This is a genomic window from Microbacterium awajiense, from assembly GCF_039536545.1.
Classification (GTDB): domain Bacteria; phylum Actinomycetota; class Actinomycetes; order Actinomycetales; family Microbacteriaceae; genus Microbacterium; species Microbacterium awajiense.
The window spans coordinates 1,428,400-1,454,456 of the sequence record NZ_BAAAYU010000005.1 but is presented as its reverse complement, the minus strand read 5'-3'; the positions used below and the strand labels follow the sequence as shown (position 1 = coordinate 1,454,456).

Below are 26,057 nucleotides of genomic sequence, written 5' to 3'. Positions count from 1 at the left end.
ACACGGGTCAGCCCGCCAGGTCCATGACGCCGGACGCGACGAGCTTGACGCCCAGGATGACGAAGAGCACGGTCATGATCACCGAGTGGTTCGACACGAGCCACACGCGCATGCCGGTCAGCCGCTGCTCGACCTTCCCGGGCGAGACGACACTGATCAGCCAGGGCACGGCGGCGGCGGCGACGCCGATGACCCCGAAGATGAGCACGACTGCGACGATCTCCTCGACCGGCAGCGAAGCCTGTGAGATCCGGCCGCCCGCCGCCACCAGCAGCGGCAGGTCCTTCGGCGAGAGCGGGCCCGAGATGAGGACTCCGATGAGGAAGGCCTTCCCGATCGTGAGTCCGTCGATGTGCGCCATCCACTTCGGCGGATCGGTCGAGGCGCGGTTGCGCCACTGCAGGACCGCGAGCGCGAGCAACCCGAGGCCCAGGATGATCTCGACGACGTCGACGAGCAGGTGGGACCCCGAATCGGGCTCGTCGGTGCCGCTGGATCGGCCGAGCAGGACGAGGACGCCGACGAACACGACGGCGAACAGATAGCACCCGAGGATGAAGGCGGTGCCGTTGGTGCGTCCCTTGCCGGATGTCGCCATGAGGATCACGGCGACGATGGTCAGCGGGCTGATCGCGATCGCGACACCGATCGTCAGCAGATCGGCCAGGACGACGAGCATCAGCCGGCCCGCTCGGCCATCGCGGGGGATGCCGCCGTGACCGCTCCCCCGTCGATGGACTGCACGTTGCGCAGGAACAGGATGATCCAGCTGAAGATCAGCATCGCCGAGACGAGCTCGACCGCCGTCAGGTTGTAGATCCCGGTGAAGAAGAGGACGGCCAGGGCGATGATCACCGCGACGTAGACGAAACCCAGGATCATGAACACCCGGGGCATGCGTGGGAGGAACCACGGCAGCCCGAGCACGAGCACCGCGTACGCGACCGCCATTCCCGTCGCCACCGTGTTGTGCAGCAACAGGAATCGGTCGACCGGGAAGATGCCGACGCAGGTGAGGAGGACGCCGATCAGAACGAACAGGATGCGGACCTCGAATCGGCGCCGGCGCTCGACCCCCGTCGCCACCGGGAGTGCCGCCGTCCCCACGCGCGCGATGGTGGTCACGATGACCCCCGAGATGATCAGGGTCACGTTGAACGTCAGCGACGAGATGTCATGGGTGATGCCGAGAGCCGACAGGTTCATCTGCCACCACTGTGGATCGGTCGCGCTCAGCATCGCGGCGACGACTCCGACCACGAGGAAGACGGCCAGCACGATGGACAGCTGTCCCGCCGAGGTGTTGGCAGCGCTGATGAAGGCGAGATAGGCGCTGAGGCCTGCCGCGGCAGCCGCCAGAATGCTCGCCGGCGTCGCGAACACCGTCGCCCCGACGAAGCTGTGATCCATGATGCTCGCTGCGCCGATCCACCCCAGAAGCGCGATCGCACCGTGGGCCAGCGCGAGCGCCGCGACGTCGAACCATCGATAGCCGACCCCCACCGCAGAGAGGCGGGCCCGGCGCCGGGGCAGAACCATCGACACGACGAAGGAGACGCCGGCGGCCGCAGCGCCCGCCAGCGCGGTGAACTCGCCGAGCGAGCCCCTCCCGTCGATCGGCAGCTCGCGACCGCCGAAGACGAGCAGCGCGACGATCGCCGTGGCGGCGAAGAAGACGGCCGCGATGACGATCGCCAGGGATTCGTCGTCCATCCCGGCGACGGCCTTCACGCGCGGACCGACGACTGACTCGGTCATCGGGCGACCGGTGCGTCGCCTTCGCCCGCACGGGGGCGACGAGCGCGCGTTCGACGATCCCACTGGGGCAGCGTGATGAACGAGGCGGCGAAGAAGCAGAGCGCGCCGATGAACGTCCCCCAGTTCGCGAAGCCCGAATCCAGGACGTCGCCGTCGGGAAGGATGTACGCGCCGACGGCGGAGATTCCGAATGCGACGCATCCGAGGAAGTTGATCGTGACCGCCCACCAGTGACGTGTGACGGGATTCCACAGCTTGGCGACGTGCGCGTAGGCCACGAATGCGAGGACACCGCTGACCAGGAAGGCGACCGAGCCGCCGGCGTCGGGATTCCAGACGAAACGCTCCTGCGCCGAGATGGACTTGGCGTAGAGGGCCGCCGATGTGCTCACGTTGAACATCAGGGTGCCGAACGTCTGGGTCGCCGCGGTGAGCCACTCCGCCCGCACCATGCGACCGGGCGCATAGGCGACCGGCACCGAGACGGCTCCGCTCAGGAACAGCTGCATGAGACCCGCGGCGGTGAAGAACCACGCGCCGACGAAGAAGATGATGTTCGCGCCGTTCGCGCCGAGCATCGCACCGAGGCCGGGCGCCGATCCGATGGCGAAGCAGGCCGACCCGATCATGAACCCCCAGCACTGCTTTGCGACAGTGGGGATGAGGAAGCCCTGCGGCTTCTCGGCGTTCACGGTTGCGACGCTCATCGCTTCTCCTCGTGGCGTGTGTCGTTCGCGGGAGCGCGGCGGCGGGGCACCACACGGGCACCCCGCCGCGACGACGCTCAGTGGTGGAAGTGCGACCCCGCGCTGGCCGAGTCGGGGAGCGCGACCTCGAGCGAGTCGAGGTACTCGACCTCGCCCTTGATGTCGGACAGGAGAGCCGAGGCGAGATCGCGGCTGAGCCCGACCTTCACGACGATCCGCTGGAGCACGACGTCCGACATGTCGTCGGCCATGGGATAGGCAGGAACGAGCCAGCCCTTCATCCGCAGTCGGTCGGCGAGGTCGTAGAGCGTCCACTTGTCGGTGTAGCCGTCCTTGAGGACCCACGCGAACACGGGGATCGTGTCGCCCTTGCTCACCAGCTCGAACGGACCGATCTTCGCGATCTCACTCGACAGGTAGGTCGCCACGTCGATCGAGTTCTGCTGCACCTCTCGGTAGCCCTCGAATCCGAGGCGGAGGAACTGGTAGTACTGCAACAGCACCTGCGAGCCGGGGCGTGAGAAGTTCAGCGCCAAGGTCGGCATGTCACCGCCGAGGTAGCTGACGTGGAAGATCATGCTCTCGGGCAGCACGGCCGTGTTGCGCCACACCACCCACCCGACGCCCGGGTAGACGAGACCGTACTTGTGACCCGAGGTCGAGATGGAGTTGACGCGGTCGAGCGCGAAGTCCCACACGAGATCGGGCTGGCAGAAGGGGGCGACCATCGCGCCGGAAGCGCCGTCGATGTGGATCTTCACGTCGAGACCCGTCTTCTCCTGGATCTCGTCCAGCTTCTTCGAGATGGCCACCGCGTCGTCGTAGAGCCCGGTGAAGGTCTGACCGAGGATCGCGACCACGCCGATCGTGTTCTCATCGACGTAGTCCTCGAGGTTGTACCCGTCGAGGATGATGTGGTCGGGGGTGACGGGAACGTAGCGGGGCTCGATGTCCCAGTAGTTGCAGAACTTCTCCCACACGACCTGCACGGCGGCCGACATGATGAGGTTCGGCTTGTCGGTCGGCTTTCCCTCGGCCTGCCGCTTCTCCTGCCACAGGCGCTTGAGCGCGAGTCCGCCCAGCATGCAGGCTTCGGACGAGCCGATCGTCGAGGTGCCGATGGTGTCGTTCTTGTCCGGCACGTGCCACAGGTCGGCGAGAATGCGCCAGCAGCGGTCTTCGATCGCCGCGGTCGCCGGGTACTCGTCCTTGTCGATCATGTTCTTGTCGGCCGACTCGAGGTAGAGCTTCTTGGCCTCGTCGTCCATCCACGTCGACACGAAGGTCGCGAGGTTCAGTCGCGAGTTCCCGTCGAGGATCGCCTCGTCGTGCACGATCTGATACGCCGTCTCGGGCAGGCTCGGTCCCGGCGGCAGCGAGAACTTGTCGAACTCGGTCGCTTCCCCCGGGCGGACGAAGACGGGATTCACGCTCAGGACCGGGTCGACGTTGGTCGTCTGCCGGGCCTTGCTGGTGTTGGTGTTGGTCACTTTCGCTCCCTGATCTCTCTGGTTCGTCGGTTTCGGTTCCGGGGCCGCCGGATGAAGCGCGTCGGAGCGACGAGCCTCCGACGGGTTCGGGTCCCCGCGGCGTGTCACAGTGTGTTCTTGACGACCTGCCCGCCCTTGATGATCACTGCGAAGTTCGCGTCGGGGTCCGCGATGACGGACAGGTCCGCGAGCGGGTCCTTCTCGGTCAGGATGACGTCGGCCCATGCGCCCTCGGCGATCACGCCGAGCTTGCCTCCGCGGTAGGTGTTGCGGTCTCCTGCCAGTTCGAACAGCGAGGCGTTGCCCGAGGTCAGGATCTTGAGCGCGTCGACGTTGCTGTAGTACTCGGCCAGCCGCGCGGCCATTGCGCTCTGCCGTGCGGCCGCCTGGGGCTCGAGGAGCAGATCCGTTCCCCACGCCGTCTTGACCTCATGGGCGATCGCCCACTCGTACACCTGCGCGGTCCCCTGGCAGATCTCGGTGTTCTTGGCGGCACGCACCGGATCGGGGTAGTGATGGTCCTCTTCGGCGAAGGGCTGCATCGACAGCCAGGCCCCGGCCTCGGCGATGCGGCGCACCGTGGCCTCGTCGGCGAGGTGCCCGTGCTCGATCGAGCGGACTCCGGCATCGATCGCGCGCGTGATGCCGGCGGGCGTGTAGACGTGCGTGGCCACATAGGTGCCGTAGTCGGATGCTGCTTCGACCGCGGCGCGGATCTCGTCGAAGGTGTACTGCAGCGTGCTGAGGGGGTCGTACATCGACGCGGCGCCCCCGCCGAGGGTGAGCTTGATCTGGCTGGCTCCCTGGCGCAGCTGCTCGCGAACCGCTGTGAGGACCCGGGGCACGCCGTCGGCGACGCGCGTGAAGTGGATGTCCTCCGTGCGGGAAGGTCGCCCGCCGAACTCCTCGGGCACGTCGTAGACGAACGAGAAGTCCGCGTGGCCGGATGTCTGCGAGATCATCGCCTGGCTCGGGAAGATCCTCGGCCCCTCGAACTCACCTCGGTCGATGAGCGCCTTCACCGGTGCCGTGTCGCCGCCCATGTCGCGGACCGTCGTGAATCCGCGGCGCAGCATACGGCCGGCCTCGGCGATCGTGTTCCCGTACAGGACTCCTGTCGGACCCTCCAGGAAGTCGGCCATGGCGTTCGCATTGCCCATGAGGTGGACGTGCGCATCGGTCAAGCCGGGGATGAGGACCCGGTCGTCTCCCGCGATCTCGAGCACCCCGTCGGCCTGATCCTGAGCGAAGGGAGAGCTCGAGACGGCGACGACATGCCCGCCCTCGAGCAGCACATCCGCCCCGTCGAGGGTCTTGTCGCCCACACCGTCGAAGACCCGCACGTTGCGCACGATGATCCTGCCGGGTGCCTTCGGAATACTCGTCACAGCGGCGACACTAGGACGACGCCCGACCGTCGGACGCCCCGTCGCCTCCGAATTCCCCCCGCTCCTCATCCGGGTCATCACCCGGTCCGTCACCTTGCCCGAGCACCGCTCACCCGCCTGGTTGCGGTCGGGTTCGACGTTGCTAAGCTACCGCCGCCAGCTGCCAATATGCACCTGCCGGCACTTATCTCCGCCGAGAGGAAACCATCCGATGGACACCAAAGCGTCTTCGCCCGCCGCCGGCGATGCACCCGCGAAGACCGCGATCAGCGGGAAGGCGATCGCGGCGATCCTCCTATCGATTGCTGCTCTGACCTTCGTGTTTTCGAATGTCGGACCCGCGACGCTGCGCTTCCTGTTCCTCCAGTTCACGATGCCTGCCTGGGGCTGGTTCCTCGCCGTCCTCATCGCCGGAGTCGTGATCGGCTCGCTCTTCCCCTGGTTCCGTCCGCGCAAGAAGTAGCGCAAATACCTTCTTCGGCATACTTCCCTCCCCCTTATCGACATCCTCGAAAGGATCTCGCGCATGTGCACTCGAGTGGTCTGGCCCGACGCCGGCGGCGCCGTCGTCGTCGGACGCAGCATGGACTATCACCGCGACCTCGCGACGAACCTGTGGGCGCTGCCGCGCGGCGTCGACCGCAGCGATGGGATCACCGACGCGCTTCGCTGGCGGGCACGCTACGGCAGCGTCGTCACGACCGCCTTCGACATGATCAGCGTCGACGGCATGAACGAGGTCGGACTGGCCGGACACGTGCTCTGGCTCGCCGAGTCGGAGTACGGGGAAGTGGACCGGAACCGACCAGCACTGAGCCAGGCCGTGTGGCTGCAGTACTTCCTCGACGTCTTCGCCACCGTGGCCGAGGCTGTCGACTGGGTCGTCGAGAATCAGGTGCAGGTCGTGCCGCTGACCGATCCCGCCAGCGGCGAGGTCCCGGCGATCCATCTCGCCCTGGACGACGCCACGGGCGACTCGGCGATCTTCGAATACATCGACGGCGGGCTGCGTGTCCATCACGATCGCAGCTACCGGGTGATGACGAACTCGCCGACGTACGACAGGCAGCTGGAGCTGCTTCGGGAGATCGACGCGTGGGGAGGCGACCGCCCCCTCCCCGGCACCACTGCAGCGTCAGACCGGTTCGCCCGCGCGACGTACTACGTGGAGCGACTGCCCGCACCCCGCTCACAGGTCGAAGCGATCGCATCGATGTTCAGCGTCATCCGCAACACGGCGCAGCCGTTCCGGATGCCGGACCCGGGACGCCCGGACGTGTCGCAGACGATCTGGCAGGTCGTCGCCGATCTCACGCGTCGACGCTACGTCTTCGAGTCGTCGACGCGGCCGAACATCGTCTGGGTCGACCTGGACGGCATCGACCTGAGCGACGGTTCCGGTGAGCGGATGATCGACCTCGGAGGCGGTCTCGCCGTCGTGGATGGTCTTGCCGGCAACGTGAGCGGAGAGTTCCGCCAGACGGACGGGTTGCGCTTCCTCACGCTCGCTGCCGTCGAGTCTGCGCGCTCGGCCCCATGACCGGGCCATCGCGGCGGGGAGGCACCGGAGCGCAGGGCGCATGAACCTCAGCGACGAAGCTCGCGCACACAGCGAGCTGCAGCGCGCGCTCGCGACGGGTCGTGCGGAGTTCGTCGCCGAGTCGGCCCAGGCCAACGTCTGGCCATTGATCTGCGCGCACTACCCGATGCTCATCGCCGCGATCGAGTCGCTTCCGAGCCGTGTGTTGGAGCGCTACCCCGTCCTGCGCGCTTTTCACCCGATGACCGCCGTTCTCGCGCGCACGAGTCGACCCTTCAAGCCGCTCATCTATTCCGACGAGGCGCGCAGCATGTCGCCGGACGAATTGGACATGCTCACGCTCGTCCAGATGGTCTCGTTCCGCTTCAGCGGAGACGTCGCGGCGGCGTTGATCTACGCCCGCCGCCTCGACGAGCGGATCCAGCAGGACAGGCCGGATTCACGCGAGCACGTCGACGGTCCGCTCTGGTACTTCCACCACGAGATCGGCTCGACCTACCTGGCGGCCGGCGCAGCGGGACGCGCGCTGCTCAGCTTCGCGACCGCGCGACAACTCGGCGCGCTCGCTCGCCAGCAGGACGCGGAGCGGCTCCCGCTGGGTCGCGCGGCGCTCGCGCACGCCGTGCGCGGCTCCCTCGACGATACGGAGGCCGCACTGCAGGAGGTCGCACGACAACCCGAGCCGACGCACGCGCACGTTCGGCCGGCGGAGTCGACCGAGCGGGCGGCTGCGGCGCTCGTCGCCGTCGACCGGCTCGATCCCGACCTCGATTCCCGTCTCGCCGTGCTCGAGCCGTACGACAGCATCGAACTCGCCTGGCCGTTCGCCCTGCTCGCCCGCGCACGCGCCATGATCGCCCAGCACCGCCCGGACGATGCGCTCGAAGCGGTCCGCCTCGCACGTGAGGCGCACCCGTCGCTGCACGGTGCTTTCGCCTCCGACGTGATCGCCGCGATGCTCATCGAGGCGCACTGCGCCAACGGTGAGCTGCGGCTGGCGCAGCGCGCCGCGGAGACGGGCGCCGCCACCGGGCACCTGACACAGCTCGCGAAGATCCGGCTCGCGGTACTGACCTCGCGATGGGACTACGCGGGAGGCGCACTGCGGAACCTGCAGGCCGACCGCGCACTCGGCCCCGGTGGACGGGCCGAGCTCGCCGTCCTGGCCGGATGGATGGACGTCGCGCAGGTCGGTCGACTCGAGCGCGCGACGGCGCTCCATCTTGCACACCTGGCCCGCCAGCGGAACACACGGCGAGTCTTCGCATCCGCACCGCGAGAGCTGGTGGCGGCCATGATCGACGCCCTCCCGCCGACCGAGCGCGCGAGGACCGCATCGTCGCTGAGCGACTTGTCACACGCCGAGCTCGAGACGACACCGCATCTCACGCGCAGCGAGCTGCGGGTGCTGCAGGGACTGTCCGTCCATGACACGACCGCCTCACTGGCCGCGACCTTCCATGTCTCACCCAACACGGTGAAGTCACAGCTGCGCTCGGTGTATCGCAAGCTCGGATGTTCGTCGCGTGCCGAGGCATTGCGTGTCGCCGCCCGTCTGAACCTGCTCGCGCCGGAGGACATCGCCGCCGGAAGCCCGGGTGAGTGGTGACCGGAATGGCGGGCCTGCGCGCTCGGCTGCGGGGCGTCGTGAGCGCGCTGCGCCAACCCGCACCGGAGTCCACCGACGACGGGCCCACCGGAAGCGTGCCCGACCTCCTCGGGGACCTCGGGGCGACGCTGCTCGCCGCATCGCAGGCGACGAGCGATGTTCAGCGAACGCTCGAGCGGATCGCCGCCGCCTACGGGCGAACGGACATCCGGATCTTCGTGCTGCCGACCCTCGTCCTCGTCGAGGATCTGAGCACGACGCCCACGCAGACGTCGATCTTCCCGGCGCCGAGCGCGGCACTGCGCCTGGATCAGGCAGGAGCCGTCGACCACACCGTGCGGCGGGCGCTGGCCGAGCGGCCCGACCCGGCGTCCGTCGCCGCCGAGGTCGAGGCGGCGCGCACATCACCATCGAGATTCGGCGCGGCGCTGGGGATCTTCGGCTACACGCTGCTCACCGTGGGTTTCGGTCTGGTGCTGAATCCCACAGCATCCGCACTGCCGGTGTACGTGATCCTCGGCGTCGTCGTGGGCACGATCGTGCGGTTCGGCTCACGATTCCCGACGCTCTCGCTGATCCTTCCCGTCGCCACCGCGTTCGCCGTGACCCTCATGGTCGCCGTGCTCGCGCGGCCCATCGTTCATGACGACGTCCTGCGCCTGGTCGCGCCATCGCTGCTCTCCTTCCTGCCGGGTCTGACCCTCACGATCGCCGCCGTGGAGCTCACCGCGGGACAGGTGATCGCGGGCGCCAGTCGCATGGTCTACGGCATCGCACGCCTGGGCCTGCTCGCCTTCGGCGTGTACGCGGGCCTGCTCGTCGCCGGAGAGCCGCCTTCGCCCAGCTCGAACGCGGACCCTCTCGGCGTCTGGGCGCCCTGGGTCGGCATCGCGCTGGTCAGCCTGGGCTACTACCTCTACTCGACGGCGCCGAAGCATTCGCTCGTGTGGATCCTCTACGCCCTCGTCGTGGCGTACTCCGCGCAGCTGCTCGGCCATCTCCTGGTCGGCGCCGAACTGTCCGGGCTCATCGGCGCACTCATCGTGGTCCCGGCCGTTCGTCTCGTCGCCCTCCTGCGCATCGCTCCGCCACCGGCCGTCATGCTCACCTGTGCGTACTGGCTGCTCGTCCCGGGTGCGATGGGATTCATCGGCATCAGCGAAGCCGCATCCGGAACAGCGGGGGCGTCGAGCACCATCCTGAGCACGTTCGGCTCGCTGCTCGCGATCGCGATCGGCATGATGCTCGGCGCCGGACTGAGCCGAGACGCGGTCGCGATGGCGCGCGGATGGCGCGGCGAGACCCCCACGAGAGGAACATGACATGACCGATGAGCTGTCACCACCGCCACGGGATCGGATCGCGGCCTGGCGGCTGGACAGGCCGATCACGACCGGTCTGTCTCTCGCGATCGGCGGCCTGCTCGCCTACGTCCTCGGAACCGCGATCTCGCAGCTCACGGGCGTGCTGATCTCCGTCGCGTTCGCGCTCTTCGCCGCGCTCGGTCTGGCGCCGATCGTGGGCCGCCTGCAACAGCGCGGCATCTCGCGGGCCTGGAGCATCGTCATCGTCTACACCTCGTTCGCCGTCGTCGTGACCGGGGTGATCGTCCTGGTCGCGCCGCGGGTGTTCTCCCAGATCGCCCAGGTCGTCACATCACTGCCGGGTTGGGTCTCCGACGTGCAGAAGACGTCGCTCTACCAATGGCTCGACTCGACGTTCGGCGATGAGGCGAGTTCACTCATCGACAAGGCGACCTCGTTCATCACTCAGCCGAGCAATGTCGCCACCGTGGGTCAGGGCGTCCTCCACGTCGGCACCACCGCCGCAGGGGTGATCTCGGGCGCGTTGATCGCGCTGGTCCTGAGCCTCTACTTCCTCGCCGCACTCCCCCAGATGAAAGCCGGCTTCGTGCGGCTGGTGCCGGCGCGCAGCCGCACCGAGGTCGCCGAGATGACCGACGAGATCGCGAGCTCGGTCGGCGGCTACCTCAACGGCATGGTCGTGCTCGCCCTGCTCAACTCGGTGGTCGCCTTCGTCCTGCACCTCGTCCTGGGACTTCCCGTACCGCTGCTGATGGGACTCGCTGCATTCTGCATCACGCTCATCCCCCTGATCGGGTCGGTGCTGTACTGGGGGATCGCGACCGTGCTCGCGCTGTTCACCGGGTGGCTTCCCGCGCTCGTGTTCGCCATCGCCTACCTCGTCTATATGCAGCTCGAGGCGTATGTCCTGACACCGCGGGTGATGAATCGTGCGATCTCGGTCCCCGGTGCGCTGGTCGTGATCGGCGCACTGGCAGGCGGAACACTGCTCGGTCTTCTCGGCGCCCTCGTCGCGATCCCCGTGACCGCGTCCATCCTCCTGATCGTGAAGCGGGTCTTCATCCCCGCACAGGACGCGAAAGCCTGACGGCGGCGCGCATCTCGCGCACCGCCGTCAGGCTGGGGATGCTCAGGCTGCGGATCCGGCCAGCAGCGCGGCGGTTCCGTCGCCCCCCATCGGGTCGAGTCGCGGAGTGAGCAGAACCCGGGGCCCCTTCGCCTCGGCCGCGATCGCGGCGAGATCGAACGACGTCCAGTTGAACGCGTCGTAGGAACGGAAGAAGAACTTCTGCCCCGCGAGGTCCGACATGTTCGTCCAGACCGTGTACTCGGTCGGCGGGCCCGACTGCCCGTGGTCGATCCCCTGGAACGTCACGCCCTCACCGCCGGCACCCTGAGGCGGGCTGGTCGTCGCTCCGCGCGGCCGGTCGAAGTTGTCCATGATGCGCGAGAGCGTCGTCAGTGCCTTGGCGGGCTCGTCGACCTTCTCGACGAACGTGGAGTAGAACACCGCACGGATGAAGCGATCGACCGAGGTGTGGGATCCGGGCAGCGCCGCCGTCGCGATGCCGGAGTCGGGCTGATGCACCGGGAGCGAGCCGAAGGTCGCGTTCGAGCGGTCCACGTTCGTCAGGTGCGTCCAGTTGCCGAGGTTCGTGAGATGCCAGGGGAACGTCGGACCGTTCGTCATGACTCCGGTCGGGTTGTCGTAGACGTTCTCGACGCCCTCGTGCCACTCGATGACGATCGAGGCACCGGACTTGTCGTGCACCACCAGGTGGAAGGGGAACACGGCATCGCCGACGAGCGCGATCCTGGTGAGATAGACGTCCTGACGGGCGAGCCCCTCCTTGACCTCGGCGACCGATGAGAACTGGCTGAGCACCCACGCCCCCAGATCCCAGGCCTGGATCGCCGCGAGCGTCTTGGCAGCGGCTTCACCCGGTGCGCCCGACGAGGGATAGGCGAGAAGGCTGAAGGTCACACCCGCGGTGTTGAGCCCCTCGATCACCTTGAGGTCACTGGGCGTCAGCGGCTGCTCCTTCGTGGGCATGCGGGCGGGCGCCGTGACGGCGATGAACCCGTGCTTGCCCGAGAAGTTCACCGGGTCGCTGTCGGGCGCCTGGCTCGAGAACTCCAGGCCGGGAGGCACATATGCGAGCACCCACGGTTCATCGATGTCGAGCTCCAGCGTCCGGCCGAAGTACGGCGACCCGTCGACGCCGGTGTACTGCAGTGAGGTGCACATCTGGATACCCTTCAGATCACGATCATGGTCGGCGCGCCGACAGCATCGCCGCGCCGCCTGTAACGTACTGTCCCCGCGGCGGCGGAATCGGGTCTCTGGCCGGTTATCACCCGCTATCTGACCGCCGGCATCCCCCGCCCATCGCCCTCGTTTCACTCGCTCGCCGTCGTCAGCGGATGAAGCCCGCCGCGGTGGTACTGTCTCGCCGTGAGCCTCGACCCGTCGCCTGCGAACGCGACGGAACCCTCGCTCCTCGGACTCACCCTCGGTGGCGGCGGAGCGTTCGGCGCCGCCCACGTCGGTGCGCTGCAGTCCCTCTTCGAGCGCGGGATCCACCCCGACGTCGTGACCGGTACGAGCTCGGGCGCGCTGGTGGGCGCCGCCTATGCCGCCGGCATGGACCTGAAGGCCATCGAGAAGATCGCCCTGGACTTCCGCTGGGGTCGTATCGCGCGATGGACCCTGTCGCCGCGCTGGGGGCTGCTCGATTCCCGTCCGATCACTGCGGGCATCACGCGTCTGCTCGGCGAGGACCCACCGATCGAGCGGCTGCCCCGCCGTTTCGGAGCCGTGGCGACCGACCTGCGCACGCGCCGAGCCGTCACGATCTCCCGAGGTCCGCTCAGTGCGGCGCTGCGTGCCACCATCGCCGTGCCCGGGCTTCTTCCGCCGGTGCGGATCGACGGTCGCCTGCTCGCCGATGGCGGGATGGTCGACAACGTGCCCTATCGGGCCGCGCGCGCCCTCGGCGCGAATCGGCTGATCGTGGTCCGCTTGCACGCGAGGTGGGAGACGGTGCGCATGATGCGGACGGTGGCGAGCACCGCCGAGCTGGCATCCGATCCGGGAGTCGTGCTCATCCAGCCCGAGATGGAGCGACTGGCGCAGTGGACGATGCGCGACATCCCCCGCCTGATCGACGAGGGCAGACGCGCGGCGGATGCCGCACTCGATGCACACGCACGCGCGTGACGCTGCGCTGACGCATGCGCCGGGCGCTCAACGATCGTCTGCCGCGTCCAGAAGGCGCAGCCGCTCGGCGACGCGCAGCGCCTCGGTTCGGCTCGAGCATCCGAGCTTGCGATAGATCGAGCGCAGCTGCGACTTGATCGTGTTCGGCGAAACGTGGAAGTCCGCCGCCAGCTGCGCGGTCGAGCGACCGTCCCGCAGCGACCCGAGTACGCGTCGCTCGCCGGCGGTCAGGTCGGGGAGCGGTTCGATCTCGACGCGCGCGTGGTCTCCGACGGCCGCATCGAACGCGCCGATGCGCTCGCCGGGCAGTCCCGCGCGAACGGCGTCCACGAGTTGACGGGGGATGCTCAGAAGCAGTCGCCGGTTGTCGCGGCGGTGGACCACCCGCTCCATCTGGGCCACGGCCTGGCGATCGAGTGCGCCCGTCCGCAGGAACTCGAGCCAGGCCGAGAGCAGCGCGGTCTCGGCGCGCTGCGCGGGCCCTCTGCTGTGATCCTGGTCGAGCACCCGGAGCAGGCGGTTCGCCTCCGACACGTCTCCTTCCCGCAATGCCAGCCGCACCGTGGCGAGGCGGGTCAGGACACCCGACCTCACCGCGGCCTGCTCGGCGACGGTGCGCGCGTGGGGCACTTCGTCCGCCTCCATCAGCGACATGATCGTCGTGGCGTGGACGGCGTCCGCGGCGAGTGAACCCGGCTGAATCGGATGCGCGATCCGCGCGAGCCGAACGGCCTCGAGCGCGTCGTCGGGCCGCTGCCAGGCGAGCAGCATCCGCGTCTTGGCCAGAAGCGCCAACGGCCACGCCAACTCGATGGACTCGTATGCCGGCAGCGCTGTCAATCGCTCTTCGACGTCGTCGGCCAGCCGATCGACCGAGATGATCGCGGCGGCCACGTTCTCGGTCGAGATGCACGACGATGCGTGCGCCGGCGTGGGGTCGGGGCGGCCCTGCGCCTCCCGCAGGGCGAGCTCCGCCTCACCCAGCGCCCCCCGCGCCGCATGGGCGAGCGCGATGCGTCCCAAAGCGGCACGCTCCGCGTCGGGCTGCGCAGACAACCGTGCGAGATGGCGTGTGGTTCCGAGCTCCTGCAGCGCGCGTCCGGTGTCGCCGGCGGCGAGATAGGTTGCGGCGATCTGGTGATGGAAGTACCACCGCGGTCCGTCGAGTCGGTCGCGTGACTCGTGCTGGACGTCGCGGATGCGATCCGACAGACGCTTCGCATACAGCAACGCGGCGTCGACGTCGCCGTTCGTGCGATACGCGATGATCTGGGTGAGCACGACGAAGTCGATCTCTTCCGCGCTCATCGTGCGGGCGTGCTCCGAGTACATCTCGGGCTTGAACGACCGGGACGAGCCTGCCAGCACAGCCGTCATCGGATGCACGATGCGCAGCACCGGGTACCGCTGGAGGGTGTGCGCGTCCAGCGCGGAGACCGTCGACACCAGCAGCTGCGTATGCGAGGTCAGCAGCGGCCACACGTTGATCATCGCGGCGCGCGCGATCTGCTCGGCATCCCCGCCCTGCACCGCCCGCTCCAGCTCGGCTCTCGCCCTGTCGGAGTCGCTGAGGTTCATCCGCGCTGTCGCGTCGTGCACTGCGTCGTCATCCTTTCCCGCCCGGCCGGCTCACCGGCACGTCGACGTTCCCGTGTCCGGGCTGACCGACGATGGCCCCGAACCGTCCATCGCCGCTGAATCGACGCCGTTGCTCGACCCGTGCGGGCTCGCTGCGCCCGCGGACGCGAGGCGACGCGTCGCGGCGATGAGGTTCCGGGTATAAGCATGCCGTGCATCCACGTCCATACCCGCCGCGGACACGGTCTCGAGCATCCGTCCGTCGCGGAGGACGGCCACACGATGGGAGACGCGCCGGACCACCGCGAGATCGTGCGAGATGAACAGGCACGCGGCTCCCGTGGTCTCCTGCAGCTGGACGATCAGATCGAGGATGAGCTCGCGGTTGTGCGGATCCAGCGCCGACGTGGGCTCATCGCAGACCACCACGGCGGATCGTCCCGCGAAGGCCCGAGCGAGAGCGACCCGCTGCTTCTCGCCCCCGGAGAGCTGATGCGGCAGCTTGTCGAGCGCATCGGCCGTCAAACCCGTCCGCTCCGCGAGCAGCAACGGTGTCGTCTGCCCGTCGAGCAGGCGGATGGCACGGCTCAGTGTCTGGCCGACGGTTCGCCGAGGGTTGAGCGAGGCGTCGGCGTTCTGCCACACGATCTGGACCGGCGGTGGCACGTCGGGCGCATCGATGACCACCTCGCCCGAGTGCGGGATCAGGCCGGCGATCGCACGCCCGAGCGTGGTCTTCCCGCTTCCCGTCTCACCGACCAGCCCGAGCGTCTCACCGCGCTCGATGCGGAGGCGGATGCCTTCCAGGACAGGCCGCCCTCCGTACCGCACGCCGACCCCGTCCGCGTCGACCACGGTCCTGCCGGCGGAGCGTGCATTTCGGCGCGCGGCGGCGTCTCGGCTCCGCTCGATCGCGACCGCACCGCGCGTCCACGGGTGTCGTGGGCCCGAGAACAGCGACTCGGCGGGTCGCGTCTCGACCACTCGTCCATCGACCAGGATGCCGACCCGATCGGAGTGCGCCGCGACGAGCGTCAGGTCATGGCTGATCAGCAGCACAGAGCTCCCCCGCCGCTGCACCGTCCGGCCGATGGTCGAGAGCACCGCTTCCCGCGACACCGCGTCCAATCCGGCGGTGGGCTCGTCGAGGATGAGAAGCCCCGGTCGGCGGGCAAGCGCCATCGCCAACACGATGCGCTGGGCTTGTCCACCCGAGACCTCATGCGGAAACCTGCGGGCGATGGATTCGGGCTCGTCGAGGCCGACCTCGGCGAGGACCTCGATGACCGATGGCCGCGCGGAGTCCTCTGCGCTCGAGATCGCCCTCGCGACCTGCGGGCCGATGCGCGCTGTCGGGTCGAGTGCGCGCTGAGGCTCCTGCGGCACGATCGCCACGCCAGCACGCCGGTGACGCCGCAACGCTGCGCGGTCGAGGCTCAGCACGTCGAGACCGTCGATCTCCAGGCGATCGGCCGATACCCGCGCGTGCCGTGCGAAGTGCCCGGCCAGCGCCCACGCGATCGTGCTCTTGCCCGAGCCCGAGGCGCCGACGATCCCGAACGTCTCGCCGTCATCGATGTCGAAGTCGACCTCGTCGACGACCCGACGGTACCGCCGAGGCGAGCGCAGATCGATCGACAGGCCCCGCACGCGGACGACGCTCACGGCGCGAGCACCTCCTTGACGTTGTCTCCGATGAGATTCACCGAGACGACCAGTGACGCGATCGCCGCACACGGGAACGCGACCGTCCACCACGCACCCTGCAGGAACGCGCGGTTCTCGCTGACGGCGAGCCCCCAGTCCGGCGACGGCGGCGTCGCCGCCAAGCCGAGGAAGGACAGCGTCGCCGTCACGAACACGGCGATCCCCACGCAGAGGGTCGCCTGCACGAGTGCCTGCGGCCACACATTCGGCAGCAGCTCGTGCAGCAGCATCCGTGACGGCCGCTCCCCCTGAAGACGGGCACTCTCGATGTACTCCTTGCCCGTCTCCATCAGCGTCTGCGCACGGACGACCCGGGCGATCAGCGGCGACAGCAGGACGCCGATCGCCAGGATCAGCACCGGAAGACTCTGACCGAACGCCGTGACGACGACCAGGAGCACGACGACCACGGGAACGACGATGAGCACATCGAGCACCCGCATCAGCGCGGCGTCGATCCAGCCGCGCCGGTATCCGGCGACGAGACCGACGACGGTGCCGAGCACCGTGGCGACGAGGGTCGCCGCGGGGGCGACCACCAGCACGGACTCGGATCCGGCGAGCACGCGGGCGAAGACGTCTCGACCGATGCGATCGGTCCCGAACCAGTGGTCGGCGCTGGGTGCCGCCAGGCTCGCGCCCGTATCGGCATAGGGATCGATCCCGAGCCAGCGCCAGCCGATGGCCGCGAGGATCCACGCCAGCACGATCAGTGCGCTGACCACGAACGTCGGGCGGCGGATCAGCACCCCGCCGGCCGCCCGACGTTCTTCGCGAGCCGAGTCCGCTCCGGCGGGCGCCCGCGGGCGCCGCGGCTCGCGCAGGACCGCATCGGCAGAGGTCATGACCCCTCCGAGAGCCGCACGCGAGGATCGACCGCCGCGAGGGCGAGGTCGGTCGCGAGAAGAGCTGCGAGCGAGACGAAGCCCGTCACCATGACACCTGCCGTCAGCACGGGCAGATCCTTGCGCTGTGTCGCGGTCACGAGGAGCTCGCCGAGTCCGGGATAGCCGAAGAGCGTCTCCACCACCGCGCTGCCTCCGATGAAGACGCCGAGGCAGAGCCCGAGGACCGCGATCGTGGGACCGAGGGCGTTGCGCGCGACGTGCCGGCGGAACAGTTCTCCGCCGGAGAGGCCCCTCACGACCGCAGCACGGTAGAACGGCGCGCGCGTGGTGTCGATGATGCTCGATCGCGCAGTGCGCGCGACGATCGACACGGTGCCCAGCGCCAGGGTCAGCGCCGGCAAGAGCATCGCCCCGACATGCAAGACGACGCCGCTCCCGAGTCCGTCCGTCGCTCGCACCGGGGCGATCGGCAGCACGACCGCGAACACGATGAGGAAGACGACCCCGATCACGAATTCGGGAACGGACGCGAGGGTCATCAGCGTCACCGTGGTCGCGCGATCCCCGCGCGACCCCTCGGTACGCGCCTGGAGCGCGCCGATCCCGATCGCGAGCGGCACGAGCAGAGCGAAAGCCAGCACGCCGAGGGCCACCGAGTTGACGAACCGGCCCATCACCAGCCCGAGGACGGGCACGTCGTAGACCAGGCTCACACCCCAGTCGCCGGTCGCGAAGCCCGCAAGCCACGACACGTAGCCCTCGAGCGGGCCGGCCTCCGCACCATGAGCCGAGTTCCAGGCAGCGACCTGACTCTCGGTGGCATAGGGCCCCAGCGCATTGCGGCCCGGGTCGCCCGGGACGACATGGATGAGCCAGAACAGCGCGGCGGAGACCATCAGCAAGACGCCCGGGATCTGGAGAGCACGCCGACCGAGCAGCCCGAATGTGCGGGTGAGACGTCCTCGCGCGGGCGTCGGCGCCGGCCGAACCCGCCGGGTCGTCGTCGTCACCGTGGCATCACCTCTCGACCGAGATGCCCGAGAAGTCGTACCCCGTGTAGAAGTCCAGGGGTCCGGCGAATTCCCCCTCGACGCGCGTCGACTGGACAGCCTGCGACTTCGAGTATGCCGGAATGATCGCGGGAACCTCAGACCACTGGATTCGTCCGATCTCGTCGACCAGCGCCTGCCGCTGGACCGGGTCGGTCGTCGCGTCGAATCCAGCGGCGAGCTCCTCCAGTTCGGGGTTGTCGTAGTGCGACGCGTTCCAGTCCGATCCGGCCGCATACATCGCGGCGAGGTACTGGGTGGGCGCCCGTTTCGCCCAGCTGGTCGCCGTCACCGGCGCCTGCAACCACGGCACGACATCGCCGTCGGCGTAGTACTCCTCGGTCGTCATGACATCGAGCGAGACGTCGAATCCGGGTACGGCGTTCAGCTGCTGCTGGATCACCTCGCCGAGGAGCTGGTACGACGTCGTGATGGTGAAACGGAAGGTGCGTCCGGCACGCAGTTCCTCCACACGGTCGAGGTCCTGGGTGCGCTGCTGCAGGCCCTGCGGCTTCGGCTCGTAATCGGGGAAGAACGTCGTGTCGTTGGCCACATCGGCGTTGCCGAAGTACACCGCCTCGATCAGGGCCGGGCGATCGATGGCCCAGGCGACGGCCTGGCGCGCAGTCTCATCATCGAACGGCGGTGCGGTCACATCGAAGACGAGGGCGTCGAACCGGTTGAAGCCCGACGAGATGACGTCGTAGTCCGCGAGGTCGATCGTCGACGCCACCTCCGCGGTGAGGCCGATCCGATCGATGTCTCCCGCCTGGAACGCGAGCAGCTGCGCCTGGGCGTCGGCGTAGATCTTGAGTTCCACCCCGTCGAGAAGGATCTCATCCGCGTTCCAGTAGTCGGGGTTCTTGACGTAGGTCGCCCCCTGCCCGATGGTGTAGTCGGTGAGCAGGAACTGTCCCGCACCGACAGGCTCCTCCAGCCAGCTGCCGGGCGTGTACCCGTCGGGGAGGATGCCGGTGTTCGGCCCCGTAAACAGGAGCGGGAAGTCGGAGAAGGGCCGGGAGAGCACGAAGTCGACGCTCAACTCATCGGTCGCTTCGATCGCCTCGAGCACGCCTGCGAAGGACGTCTGCCCCGGAGAAGGGCTCTCCTCGTCGATGATGGACTCGAACGTCCACACCACGTCCGTGGCCGTCACCGGCTCGCCGTCGTTGAAGCGGGCTTCGGGGCGGAGTTCCACCGTCCACGTGAGGCCGTCGGCAGATGCCGACCACTGCGTCGCCAGTCGGGGGTGGAGCACTCCGTCGGCGTCGAGGCTCGCGAGGGGCTCCGTCACGAGACCGGTGATCGCGAGCGCGTACTGGTCGGAGGCCGTCAGAGGGTCGATCTGGCTGCCGGGCGCCGAGATGGGCACGCGATAGACGCCGCCGTCTGCGCCGTGGGCGCCGGCCGCGCAGCCGCCGAGCGACGCGAGCAGTGCGACGGATGCCGCGATGGCGATGGCTGTGGTGGCACTGCGGCCGCTCCGCGACATCGATCCCCTTTCCGGTGAGACGCTCTGGGCCGCGGGCGATGTCGTGGAAGCGACGGTCGACGGTGAACGCCTGTCGCTGAGGAACGACCATTGGCGTGCCGACTCGTCCAGTCCCCCCGGCGAGCGCAGATCGCTCCGATTATCGCAGTGCTGACCGACGGCCACGACTCGCGCTGAACCTCCCGGAGCACCGGTCCGACCGTCGGTGAGCTGCTGCTCGATGCTGTCCATGATGGCTTCCTTGGAGATGGCTCGGAGGGTCGACCGGCGGCGCGGTCCGCCCCGCGAATCAATACGCAATATATTGCCTGCTGCTCGACCATGAGTGACAGCGCGCACGACTTGTCCGAGCCACGCCAGTGTGCGCAACATATTGCATGCCGATTCCCGATTCCATCCCGGGCGTAGATCGCACCCTGCTTCGCGACGACGTCTTCCACCGTCTGCGCGATGCCATCGTCGCCGGCGCCTTCCTGCCCGGGGAGCAGTTGAAGGACGGTGAGCTCGCCGAGTGGCTCGGTGTGAGTCGGACACCGGTTCGCGAGGCGCTTCTGCGGTTGAGCGCGAGCGGACTGGTGGTGACCAGACCCGGCCGTTCGACGACCGTCAGCGAGATCGACCCCCGCGCTGTCCGGGATGCTCGCGATGTCGTCGCCGCGATGCATGTGCTGGCCGTACGCGAGATGGCCGGCAAACTGACCGACGCACACGTCGAGCAGATGCGGGCGGCGAACCGCCGCTTCGCCGCAGCGCTCGACGCCGGTGACATCGCGGCCGCGCTCGACGCCGACGAGGAACTGCACGCCGTTCCGGTCGCGGCGCTCGGCAACCGGGCGATCGAGTCGGTGCTCGACCAGTTCGGTCCGGTGGTGCGTCGCGCCGAGCGTGACCGATTCCTCGAGGACGGCAGGGCATCGCATGAGCGGCACGACCGACTCATCGACCTCATGAGCGAGGGAGACGTCGCCGCGGCATCCGCAGTGACATTCGAGACGTGGCACACGCTGTCGGTCGACCGGTGGAGCGCGACGACTCGGCACTGATGCCGCCTCAGGGCCCCTTGAGCGTGACGGGCAGGTACCGTGGGCATGTCCTCACCCTTGCACTCGGAAGTGTCGTCGCGTTCCGAGCTCCGAGATCACGATCGTCGACGTGCCGCGCATGCCCTGGCCGGCTCCGGCGGCCCCGGGTAGCGTGAAGGCGTGTCCGCTCCCGTGATCGACGCACGGACCGCTCACGCCGACGGCGTCGAGCGTCTTCTCGAGAGCTTCCGCGCCCTGGGTCCGACCGACTCGGTGCGGCTTGCCAAGAGCACATCGAATCTGTTCCGATCGCGGGCGAGCTCGCCTTCCCCCGGTCTCGACACGTCAGGACTCACCTCGGTGATCTCCGTCGATCCCGACGCCCGCACCGCCGACGTCGCGGGGATGTGCACGTATGAGGAGCTCGTCTCGGCGACCCTGTCGTTCGGACTGGCACCGCTGGTGGTCCCGCAGCTGAAGACCATCACGCTCGGAGGGGCGGTCACCGGCCTCGGCATCGAGTCGACCTCGTTCCGCCGCGGGCTGCCGCACGAGTCGGTGCTCGAGATGGACATCCTCACCGGCACGGGCGAGATCGTCACCGCCTCACCTCACGCGAACGCCGATCTCTTCCGGTCCTTCCCCAACTCGTACGGGACCCTCGGCTATGCCGTGCGCCTGCGCATCGAGCTCGAGCCCGTCGAACCGTTCGTCGCGCTCACCCATGTGCGGTTCCACACGGTCGCCGAGCTGGTCGCCGCAATGGACCGCATCGTCGAGACCGGCCGGCACGAAGGCTCGAGGGTCGACTACCTCGACGGGGTCGTGTTCAGCGCCGACGAGAGCTATCTGTGCCTCGGCACGCAGACGGCCTCTGCCGGCCCGACGAGCGACTACACCGGACAGCACATCTACTACCGGTCCATCCGGCACGACGACGGCGCCGAGACCGATCGACTCACGATCCACGACTACCTGTGGCGGTGGGATGCCGACTGGTTCTGGTGCTCCCAGGCCTTCGGCGCGCAGCATCCCGCTCTTCGTCGGCTCTGGCCGCGGCGCTACCGGCGCAGCAGCTTCTACTGGAAGCTGATGCGACTCGAGCGCAGGTTCGACATCGGCGATCGACTCGAGAAGCTCAAGGGCCGCCCACCCCGCGAGCGCGTCGTGCAGGACGTCGAGGTGCCGGTCGAGCGATGCGCCGAGTTCCTGGACTGGTTCCTCGACGCCGTGCCGATCGAGCCGATCTGGCTGTGCCCCCTGCGCGTGCGCGACGGTCGCGACTGGCCGCTGTATCCGCTGCAGCCGGGTCGCACGTATGTCAACGTCGGCTTCTGGTCGACGGTGCCGGTCGGTCAGGGCGAGGGCGAGACGAACCGGATGATCGAACGCAAGGTCACCGAGCTCGCCGGGCACAAGTCGCTCTACTCCGACGCGTTCTACTCGCGCGAGGAGTTCGACGACCTCTACGGCGGCGACGCCTACCGCGCCGTGAAGAGCCGCTACGATCCCGATTCACGCCTGCTCGACCTCTACGCGAAGGCGGTGCAACGCAGATGACCACCTCGAAGGACAAGACAGCGGATGCCACGGCTTCGGGCGCGGCATCGGGCGCGGCATCCGGGAAGCTGACCCTCGCCGAGATCCTCGAGATCCTCTCGGGCGGTCGGTTGCCCCTGAGATTCACCGCCTACGACGGCAGCTCGGCCGGCGACCCCGATGCTCCGTACGGTCTGGATCTGAAGACGCCGCGCGGCACCACCTACCTCGCCACCGCCCGCGGCGACCTCGGCTTCGCCCGCGCGTACATCGCCGGTGACCTCGACATCCACGGAGTGCACCTCGGCGATCCCTACGAGCTGCTCAAAGCACTGTCCGACGACCTCGTCTTCGAGCGACCGCCGGCGCGGGTGATGGTCGACATCATCCGTTCGATGGGCGTCGAGCATCTGCGGCCGATCGCACCGCCCCCGCAGGAGGCGCCGTCCGGTCTGCGCCGCGTGACGAGCGGCCTGCGCCACAGCAAGCACCGCGACGCCGAGGCGATCCATCACCACTACGACGTGTCGAACACCTTCTACGAGTGGGTGCTCGGCACCTCGATGACCTACACGTGCGCGTGCTATCCGACACCCGACGCCTCGCTCGATGCCGCCCAGGAGAACAAGTACCGACTGGTGTTCGAGAAGCTGCGGCTGAAGCCCGGCGATCGGCTTCTCGATGTCGGATGCGGGTGGGGCGGCATGGTGCGCTACGCCGCGCGGCACGGTGTCGCGGCCACGGGCGTGACGCTGTCGCGTGAGCAGTCGTCTTGGGCCCAGCGCGCCATCGCCGAGCAGGGCCTGGGCGACCTGGCCGAGGTGCGCTACGGCGACTACCGCGATGTCGCCGAGACCGGCTTCGACGCCGTCTCGTCGATCGGGCTGCTCGAGCACATCGGGGTGCGCAACTACCCGTCGTACTTCCGGTTCCTGCGATCGCGGATGCGCCCCGGTGCGCTTCTGCTCAACCACTGCATCACGCGCCCCGACAACCGCAGCGAGCCGGCCGCGAAGGGGTTCATCGACCGCTACGTCTTCCCCGACGGCGAGCTCACCGGCTCGGGCCGGATCATCACCGAGGCGCAGGATGTCGGGCTCGAGGTGCTGCACGAGGAGAACCTTCGGCCGCACTACGCGCTGACCCTGCGCGACTGGTGCGCCAACCTCGTCGTCCACTGGGACGAGGCGGTCGCCGAGGTCGGTTTGCCGACGGCGAAGGTCTGGGGCCTGTACATGGCCGGGTCCCGTCTCGCTTTCGAGAAGGGCGGGATTCAGCTCCATCAGGTGCTGGCGGCCAACCCGCACGACGACGGGCGTGACGGCGATCTGCCTCTGCGGCCGTGGTGGACGCCGTAGATGGCGAGCTATCGCGCGATCGCGGCCGTGACGGAGGTGCTGCGGCGTCGGCTCAGCACATCGATCCGAGCCGAACTCCCTGATGCGCGGGTCGTGGCGGGCCGCCCCGATGAGGGCCTCGGCCGGGACACCGGCGCGGTGTCGGTCTTCCTCTTCGGGGTGACGCCGAGAACTGGGGCGATCGGAAATGACCTCCCGGCGCGCGGCCCCGGCGGGCGGCCCCCGCACGCACCGTCGATGGCGCTCGACCTGCACTACCTGCTGAGTTTCACCGGCGAGGAGCAGAGCCTCGTCTCGCAGCGGATGCTCGGTCTCGCCCTCGCCTCGCTCCAGGCCGCACCGGTGCTGAGCGACGCCGAGCTGGGCGCGGCGGCCGCAGAGGGATTGCCCGAGGCCATGGAGCTCGCCCAGGGTCCGGAGCGCGTGCGGCTTTCGATCACGCCCCAGAGTTCCGAGGACATGTCACGACTGTGGTCGATGGTGTCGCACCATCCGTATCAGCTGTCGGTCGTGTGCACGGCCGGCGTTGTGTTCATCGAGTCGGGCTGATCATCCGCCGCGTCGCCAGCACCTGAGTCACCTCGCCCGCGCGTCCTGCAGGCCGCGGATGTACCCGAGCGCATACAACCGTCCGAGCGTGCCATAGCCCGGCATGTCGTTGGTCTCGCCCGCCATCGTGGGCACGTGGTCGGGACGGAGCGCTCCTTGGAAGCCGGCTTGCTCATACGCGTCGAGGCAGGCGGCCATGTCGGTCGGGCCGTCGTCGTGGAAGGTCTCGACGAAGCTGTCGGCTGTACCGGCGACGTCGCGGAAGTGCACGAAACCGATGCGCTCGCGGTCGCCGAATTCACGGATGACCGCGGGCAGGTCCTCGGTCATCAGAGCGAAGTTGCCCTGGCAGAGGGTGATCGCGTTGGCGGGCGAGGGGTCGAGGTCGAGCAGTCGCCGGAATCCCTCGACGGAGCTCAAAATGCGCGGCACACCCTTCACGACCGACCTCGGAGGGTCATCCGGGTGCATCGCGAGGGTCACTCCCGCAGCCTCCGCCTCGGGGACGACCGCCTGCAGGAAGTACCGCAGCGCGTCCCACAGCTGCTCGGCGGTAACCTCACCGGGCTCGACGACATCTTCGCGAGCGGCCTGATGCTCGGCATCGAAGGCCGTCACCAGAGCCCCGCCGCGTGACGGTGTGTCGATCGACGTGCGCGCCCAGCTCGTGACGGCCATCCAGTTGTAGCAGAGCACCGGTACCCCGAGGTTCCCCATCGCGCGCACCTGGGTGATCACGTGATCGATCTGCTCGTCGCGCCCATGTGATCCCAGACGAGCCTTGTCGAGCGGCGGCGTGTCTTCGATGACCTGCACCGAGAACCCGCCGTCGGAGAAGATGCCGAGGTCTCTCGCGAGGGCCTTCTCGCTCCACGGATCGCCGTCTCCGTCCCCGCCGTCCGGGCGTCCGGTGGCGACACCGACCGACCGGAACATGCGCTGGTCCTGTTCCGCCCCGTTCATCAGCGCGGCGACCGCGTTCACTCCGCACTGCTTGACCAGCGGCCAGAGCCGCGACGGTCGGGGCGGGAGCAGCTCGATGAGCTCGATGTCGCCGGTCACCGCAGCACTCCGATCGGCGCAGGAAGGCGGGCCATCATGCCGCCGTCGACCTTCAGATCCACGCCCGTGATGAACCCCGACCGAGGCCCGGCGAGGAAGGCGATCGCCTCCCCGACCTCCATCGCCTGGCCGACGCGTCCCAGCGCGTGGGCGGTCCCCCAGTGGTCGAGCACGTCGTCGACGTCCGACCCGTTCACGCCCGCTGCCGAGGCGCGGAGCATCGGCGTGTCGATCGATCCCGGACTCACGCTGTTCACCCGCACGCCGTGAGCCGCCTCGTCGATGGCCATCGAACGGGTGAGCGCGATGAGCGCTCCTTTGCTCGCCGAATAGGCGGCGACCTTCGGCTGGCTCGCGGATCCCTGCACGGACGCCACCACGACCACGGTGCCGCCGTCCGTGGCACGGATGGCCGGCAAGGCCGTCCGCGCCGCGAGGAACGCGCCCCGCACATTCACGTCGAACACGTGGTCCCATTCGTCGACGGATGTCTCGACGACGTCACCGTATCGCTGGATGCCGCTGGAGACGACCAGCGAGTGGAGCGCTCCGAATTCGGCGAGGGTCCGGTCCACGGCGCGCTGCGACGTCTCCGGATCAGCGATGTCCCCGCCGACGGCGATGGCGCGCCCCCCGGACTCCTGGATCGACGCCGCCACCTCGGCGGCCTCGCCTTCGTCGAGCCCGTGCACCGCCACGTTCGCGCCGGCGGCGGCAAGCGCCAGGCAGGCACCACGCCCGATCCCGCTGCTTCCGCCGATGACCAGGCAGGACCGCCCGTCGTGATCGTTCATCGAATCGCCTCTCCTCATGTCC

Annotated in this window: 23 protein-coding genes; 10 read left to right on the top strand and 13 right to left on the bottom strand. The window is 68.7% G+C overall.

Annotation, left to right across the window (positions count from 1 at the left end; translation table 11 throughout):
- Nucleotides 1–7: 7 nt before the first annotated feature.
- From ABD663_RS13390 to ABD663_RS13370, 5 genes are all read right to left on the bottom strand, one after another.
- Entirely contained in the window at nt 8–679 is a 672-nt protein-coding gene (locus ABD663_RS13390) for a GAP family protein (RefSeq protein WP_344739371.1), read from the bottom strand.
- A complete protein-coding gene (locus ABD663_RS13385) occupies nt 679–1,758 on the bottom strand; it encodes a hypothetical protein (protein WP_344739370.1) in 1,080 nt (359 codons plus the stop codon). Before ABD663_RS13385 ends, ABD663_RS13390 begins: the two co-directional genes overlap by 1 nt.
- Nucleotides 1,755–2,465, bottom strand: coding sequence for a hypothetical protein (locus ABD663_RS13380; protein ID WP_344739369.1), 711 nt, complete (start codon nt 2,463–2,465; stop codon nt 1,755–1,757). Before ABD663_RS13380 ends, ABD663_RS13385 begins: the two co-directional genes overlap by 4 nt.
- 77 nt (nt 2,466–2,542) lie before the next feature.
- Nucleotides 2,543–3,955, bottom strand: coding sequence for a glutamate decarboxylase (gene gad, locus ABD663_RS13375; RefSeq protein ID WP_344739368.1), 1,413 nt, complete (start codon nt 3,953–3,955; stop codon nt 2,543–2,545).
- A gap of 104 nt (nt 3,956–4,059) precedes the next feature.
- A complete protein-coding gene (locus ABD663_RS13370) occupies nt 4,060–5,343 on the bottom strand; it encodes a metal-dependent hydrolase family protein (protein WP_344739367.1) in 1,284 nt (427 codons plus the stop codon).
- A gap of 211 nt (nt 5,344–5,554) precedes the next feature.
- On the opposite strand from ABD663_RS13370, the gene ABD663_RS13365 reads away from it, so the two are divergent.
- The 5 genes from ABD663_RS13365 (at nt 5,555) to ABD663_RS13345 (ending at nt 10,904) form a co-directional block, all read left to right on the top strand.
- Nucleotides 5,555–5,806: a LapA family protein gene (locus tag ABD663_RS13365; protein ID WP_344739366.1), complete on the top strand. Its 252-nt coding sequence runs from the start codon at nt 5,555–5,557 to the stop codon at nt 5,804–5,806.
- Nucleotides 5,807–5,869: 63 nt separating this feature from the next.
- Nucleotides 5,870–6,883: a linear amide C-N hydrolase gene (locus ABD663_RS13360; protein WP_344739365.1), complete on the top strand. Its 1,014-nt coding sequence runs from the start codon at nt 5,870–5,872 to the stop codon at nt 6,881–6,883.
- Between the two features lie 40 nt (nt 6,884–6,923).
- Complete coding sequence (locus tag ABD663_RS13355) at nt 6,924–8,492, top strand: LuxR C-terminal-related transcriptional regulator (protein ID WP_344739364.1); 1,569 nt, start codon at nt 6,924–6,926, stop codon at nt 8,490–8,492.
- A complete protein-coding gene (locus ABD663_RS13350; protein WP_344739362.1) occupies nt 8,486–9,814 on the top strand; it encodes a threonine/serine exporter family protein in 1,329 nt (442 codons plus the stop codon). The genes ABD663_RS13355 and ABD663_RS13350 overlap by 7 nt, the downstream gene beginning before the upstream one ends.
- 1 nt (nt 9,815) lies before the next feature.
- Nucleotides 9,816–10,904, top strand: coding sequence for an AI-2E family transporter (locus tag ABD663_RS13345; RefSeq protein ID WP_344739360.1), 1,089 nt, complete (start codon nt 9,816–9,818; stop codon nt 10,902–10,904).
- Nucleotides 10,905–10,946: 42 nt separating this feature from the next.
- Here the strand turns inward: ABD663_RS13345 and ABD663_RS13340 are convergent, their stop codons facing one another.
- Nucleotides 10,947–12,065 (bottom strand): linear amide C-N hydrolase, encoded by a 1,119-nt coding sequence (locus tag ABD663_RS13340; protein WP_344739358.1) that lies wholly within the window; start codon nt 12,063–12,065, stop codon nt 10,947–10,949.
- Nucleotides 12,066–12,272: 207 nt separating this feature from the next.
- Between ABD663_RS13340 and ABD663_RS13335 the strand changes: the two genes are divergently transcribed.
- Complete coding sequence (locus ABD663_RS13335; protein ID WP_344739356.1) at nt 12,273–13,037, top strand: patatin-like phospholipase family protein; 765 nt, start codon at nt 12,273–12,275, stop codon at nt 13,035–13,037.
- Between the two features lie 27 nt (nt 13,038–13,064).
- Here ABD663_RS13335 and ABD663_RS13330 read toward each other — a convergent pair whose 3' ends face one another.
- The 5 genes from ABD663_RS13330 to ABD663_RS13310 are packed head-to-tail and all read right to left on the bottom strand — an operon-like array spanning nt 13,065 to nt 19,711.
- Nucleotides 13,065–14,636 carry a helix-turn-helix transcriptional regulator gene (locus ABD663_RS13330; RefSeq protein WP_344739354.1) on the bottom strand — a complete coding sequence of 524 codons (1,572 nt, stop codon included), beginning with the start codon at nt 14,634–14,636 and terminating at the stop codon, nt 13,065–13,067.
- A gap of 30 nt (nt 14,637–14,666) precedes the next feature.
- Nucleotides 14,667–16,280 carry an ABC transporter ATP-binding protein gene (locus ABD663_RS13325; RefSeq protein WP_344739352.1) on the bottom strand — a complete coding sequence of 538 codons (1,614 nt, stop codon included), beginning with the start codon at nt 16,278–16,280 and terminating at the stop codon, nt 14,667–14,669.
- Nucleotides 16,277–17,167: an ABC transporter permease gene (locus ABD663_RS13320; protein WP_344739350.1), complete on the bottom strand. Its 891-nt coding sequence runs from the start codon at nt 17,165–17,167 to the stop codon at nt 16,277–16,279. Before ABD663_RS13320 ends, ABD663_RS13325 begins: the two co-directional genes overlap by 4 nt.
- Nucleotides 17,164–18,180: an ABC transporter permease gene (locus ABD663_RS13315; protein WP_344739348.1), complete on the bottom strand. Its 1,017-nt coding sequence runs from the start codon at nt 18,178–18,180 to the stop codon at nt 17,164–17,166. Before ABD663_RS13315 ends, ABD663_RS13320 begins: the two co-directional genes overlap by 4 nt.
- Before the next feature lie 7 nt (nt 18,181–18,187).
- Entirely contained in the window at nt 18,188–19,711 is a 1,524-nt protein-coding gene (locus ABD663_RS13310; protein ID WP_344739346.1) for an ABC transporter substrate-binding protein, read from the bottom strand.
- Between the two features lie 377 nt (nt 19,712–20,088).
- On the opposite strand from ABD663_RS13310, the gene ABD663_RS13305 reads away from it, so the two are divergent.
- The 4 genes from ABD663_RS13305 (at nt 20,089) to ABD663_RS13290 (ending at nt 24,179) form a co-directional block, all read left to right on the top strand.
- Complete coding sequence (locus tag ABD663_RS13305; RefSeq protein WP_344739344.1) at nt 20,089–20,754, top strand: GntR family transcriptional regulator; 666 nt, start codon at nt 20,089–20,091, stop codon at nt 20,752–20,754.
- 159 nt (nt 20,755–20,913) lie between these two features.
- Entirely contained in the window at nt 20,914–22,293 is a 1,380-nt protein-coding gene (locus ABD663_RS13300) for an FAD-binding oxidoreductase (RefSeq protein WP_344739342.1), read from the top strand.
- Complete coding sequence (locus ABD663_RS13295; RefSeq protein ID WP_344739340.1) at nt 22,290–23,630, top strand: class I SAM-dependent methyltransferase; 1,341 nt, start codon at nt 22,290–22,292, stop codon at nt 23,628–23,630. The genes ABD663_RS13300 and ABD663_RS13295 overlap by 4 nt, the downstream gene beginning before the upstream one ends.
- Entirely contained in the window at nt 23,631–24,179 is a 549-nt protein-coding gene (locus tag ABD663_RS13290) for a Pvc16 family protein (protein WP_344739338.1), read from the top strand.
- A gap of 27 nt (nt 24,180–24,206) precedes the next feature.
- Here ABD663_RS13290 and ABD663_RS13285 read toward each other — a convergent pair whose 3' ends face one another.
- A complete protein-coding gene (locus ABD663_RS13285) occupies nt 24,207–25,241 on the bottom strand; it encodes a mannonate dehydratase (RefSeq protein WP_344739337.1) in 1,035 nt (344 codons plus the stop codon).
- Nucleotides 25,238–26,035: an SDR family NAD(P)-dependent oxidoreductase gene (locus tag ABD663_RS13280; protein WP_344739335.1), complete on the bottom strand. Its 798-nt coding sequence runs from the start codon at nt 26,033–26,035 to the stop codon at nt 25,238–25,240. The genes ABD663_RS13285 and ABD663_RS13280 overlap by 4 nt, the downstream gene beginning before the upstream one ends.
- Between the last annotated feature and the right edge of the window lie 22 nt (nt 26,036–26,057).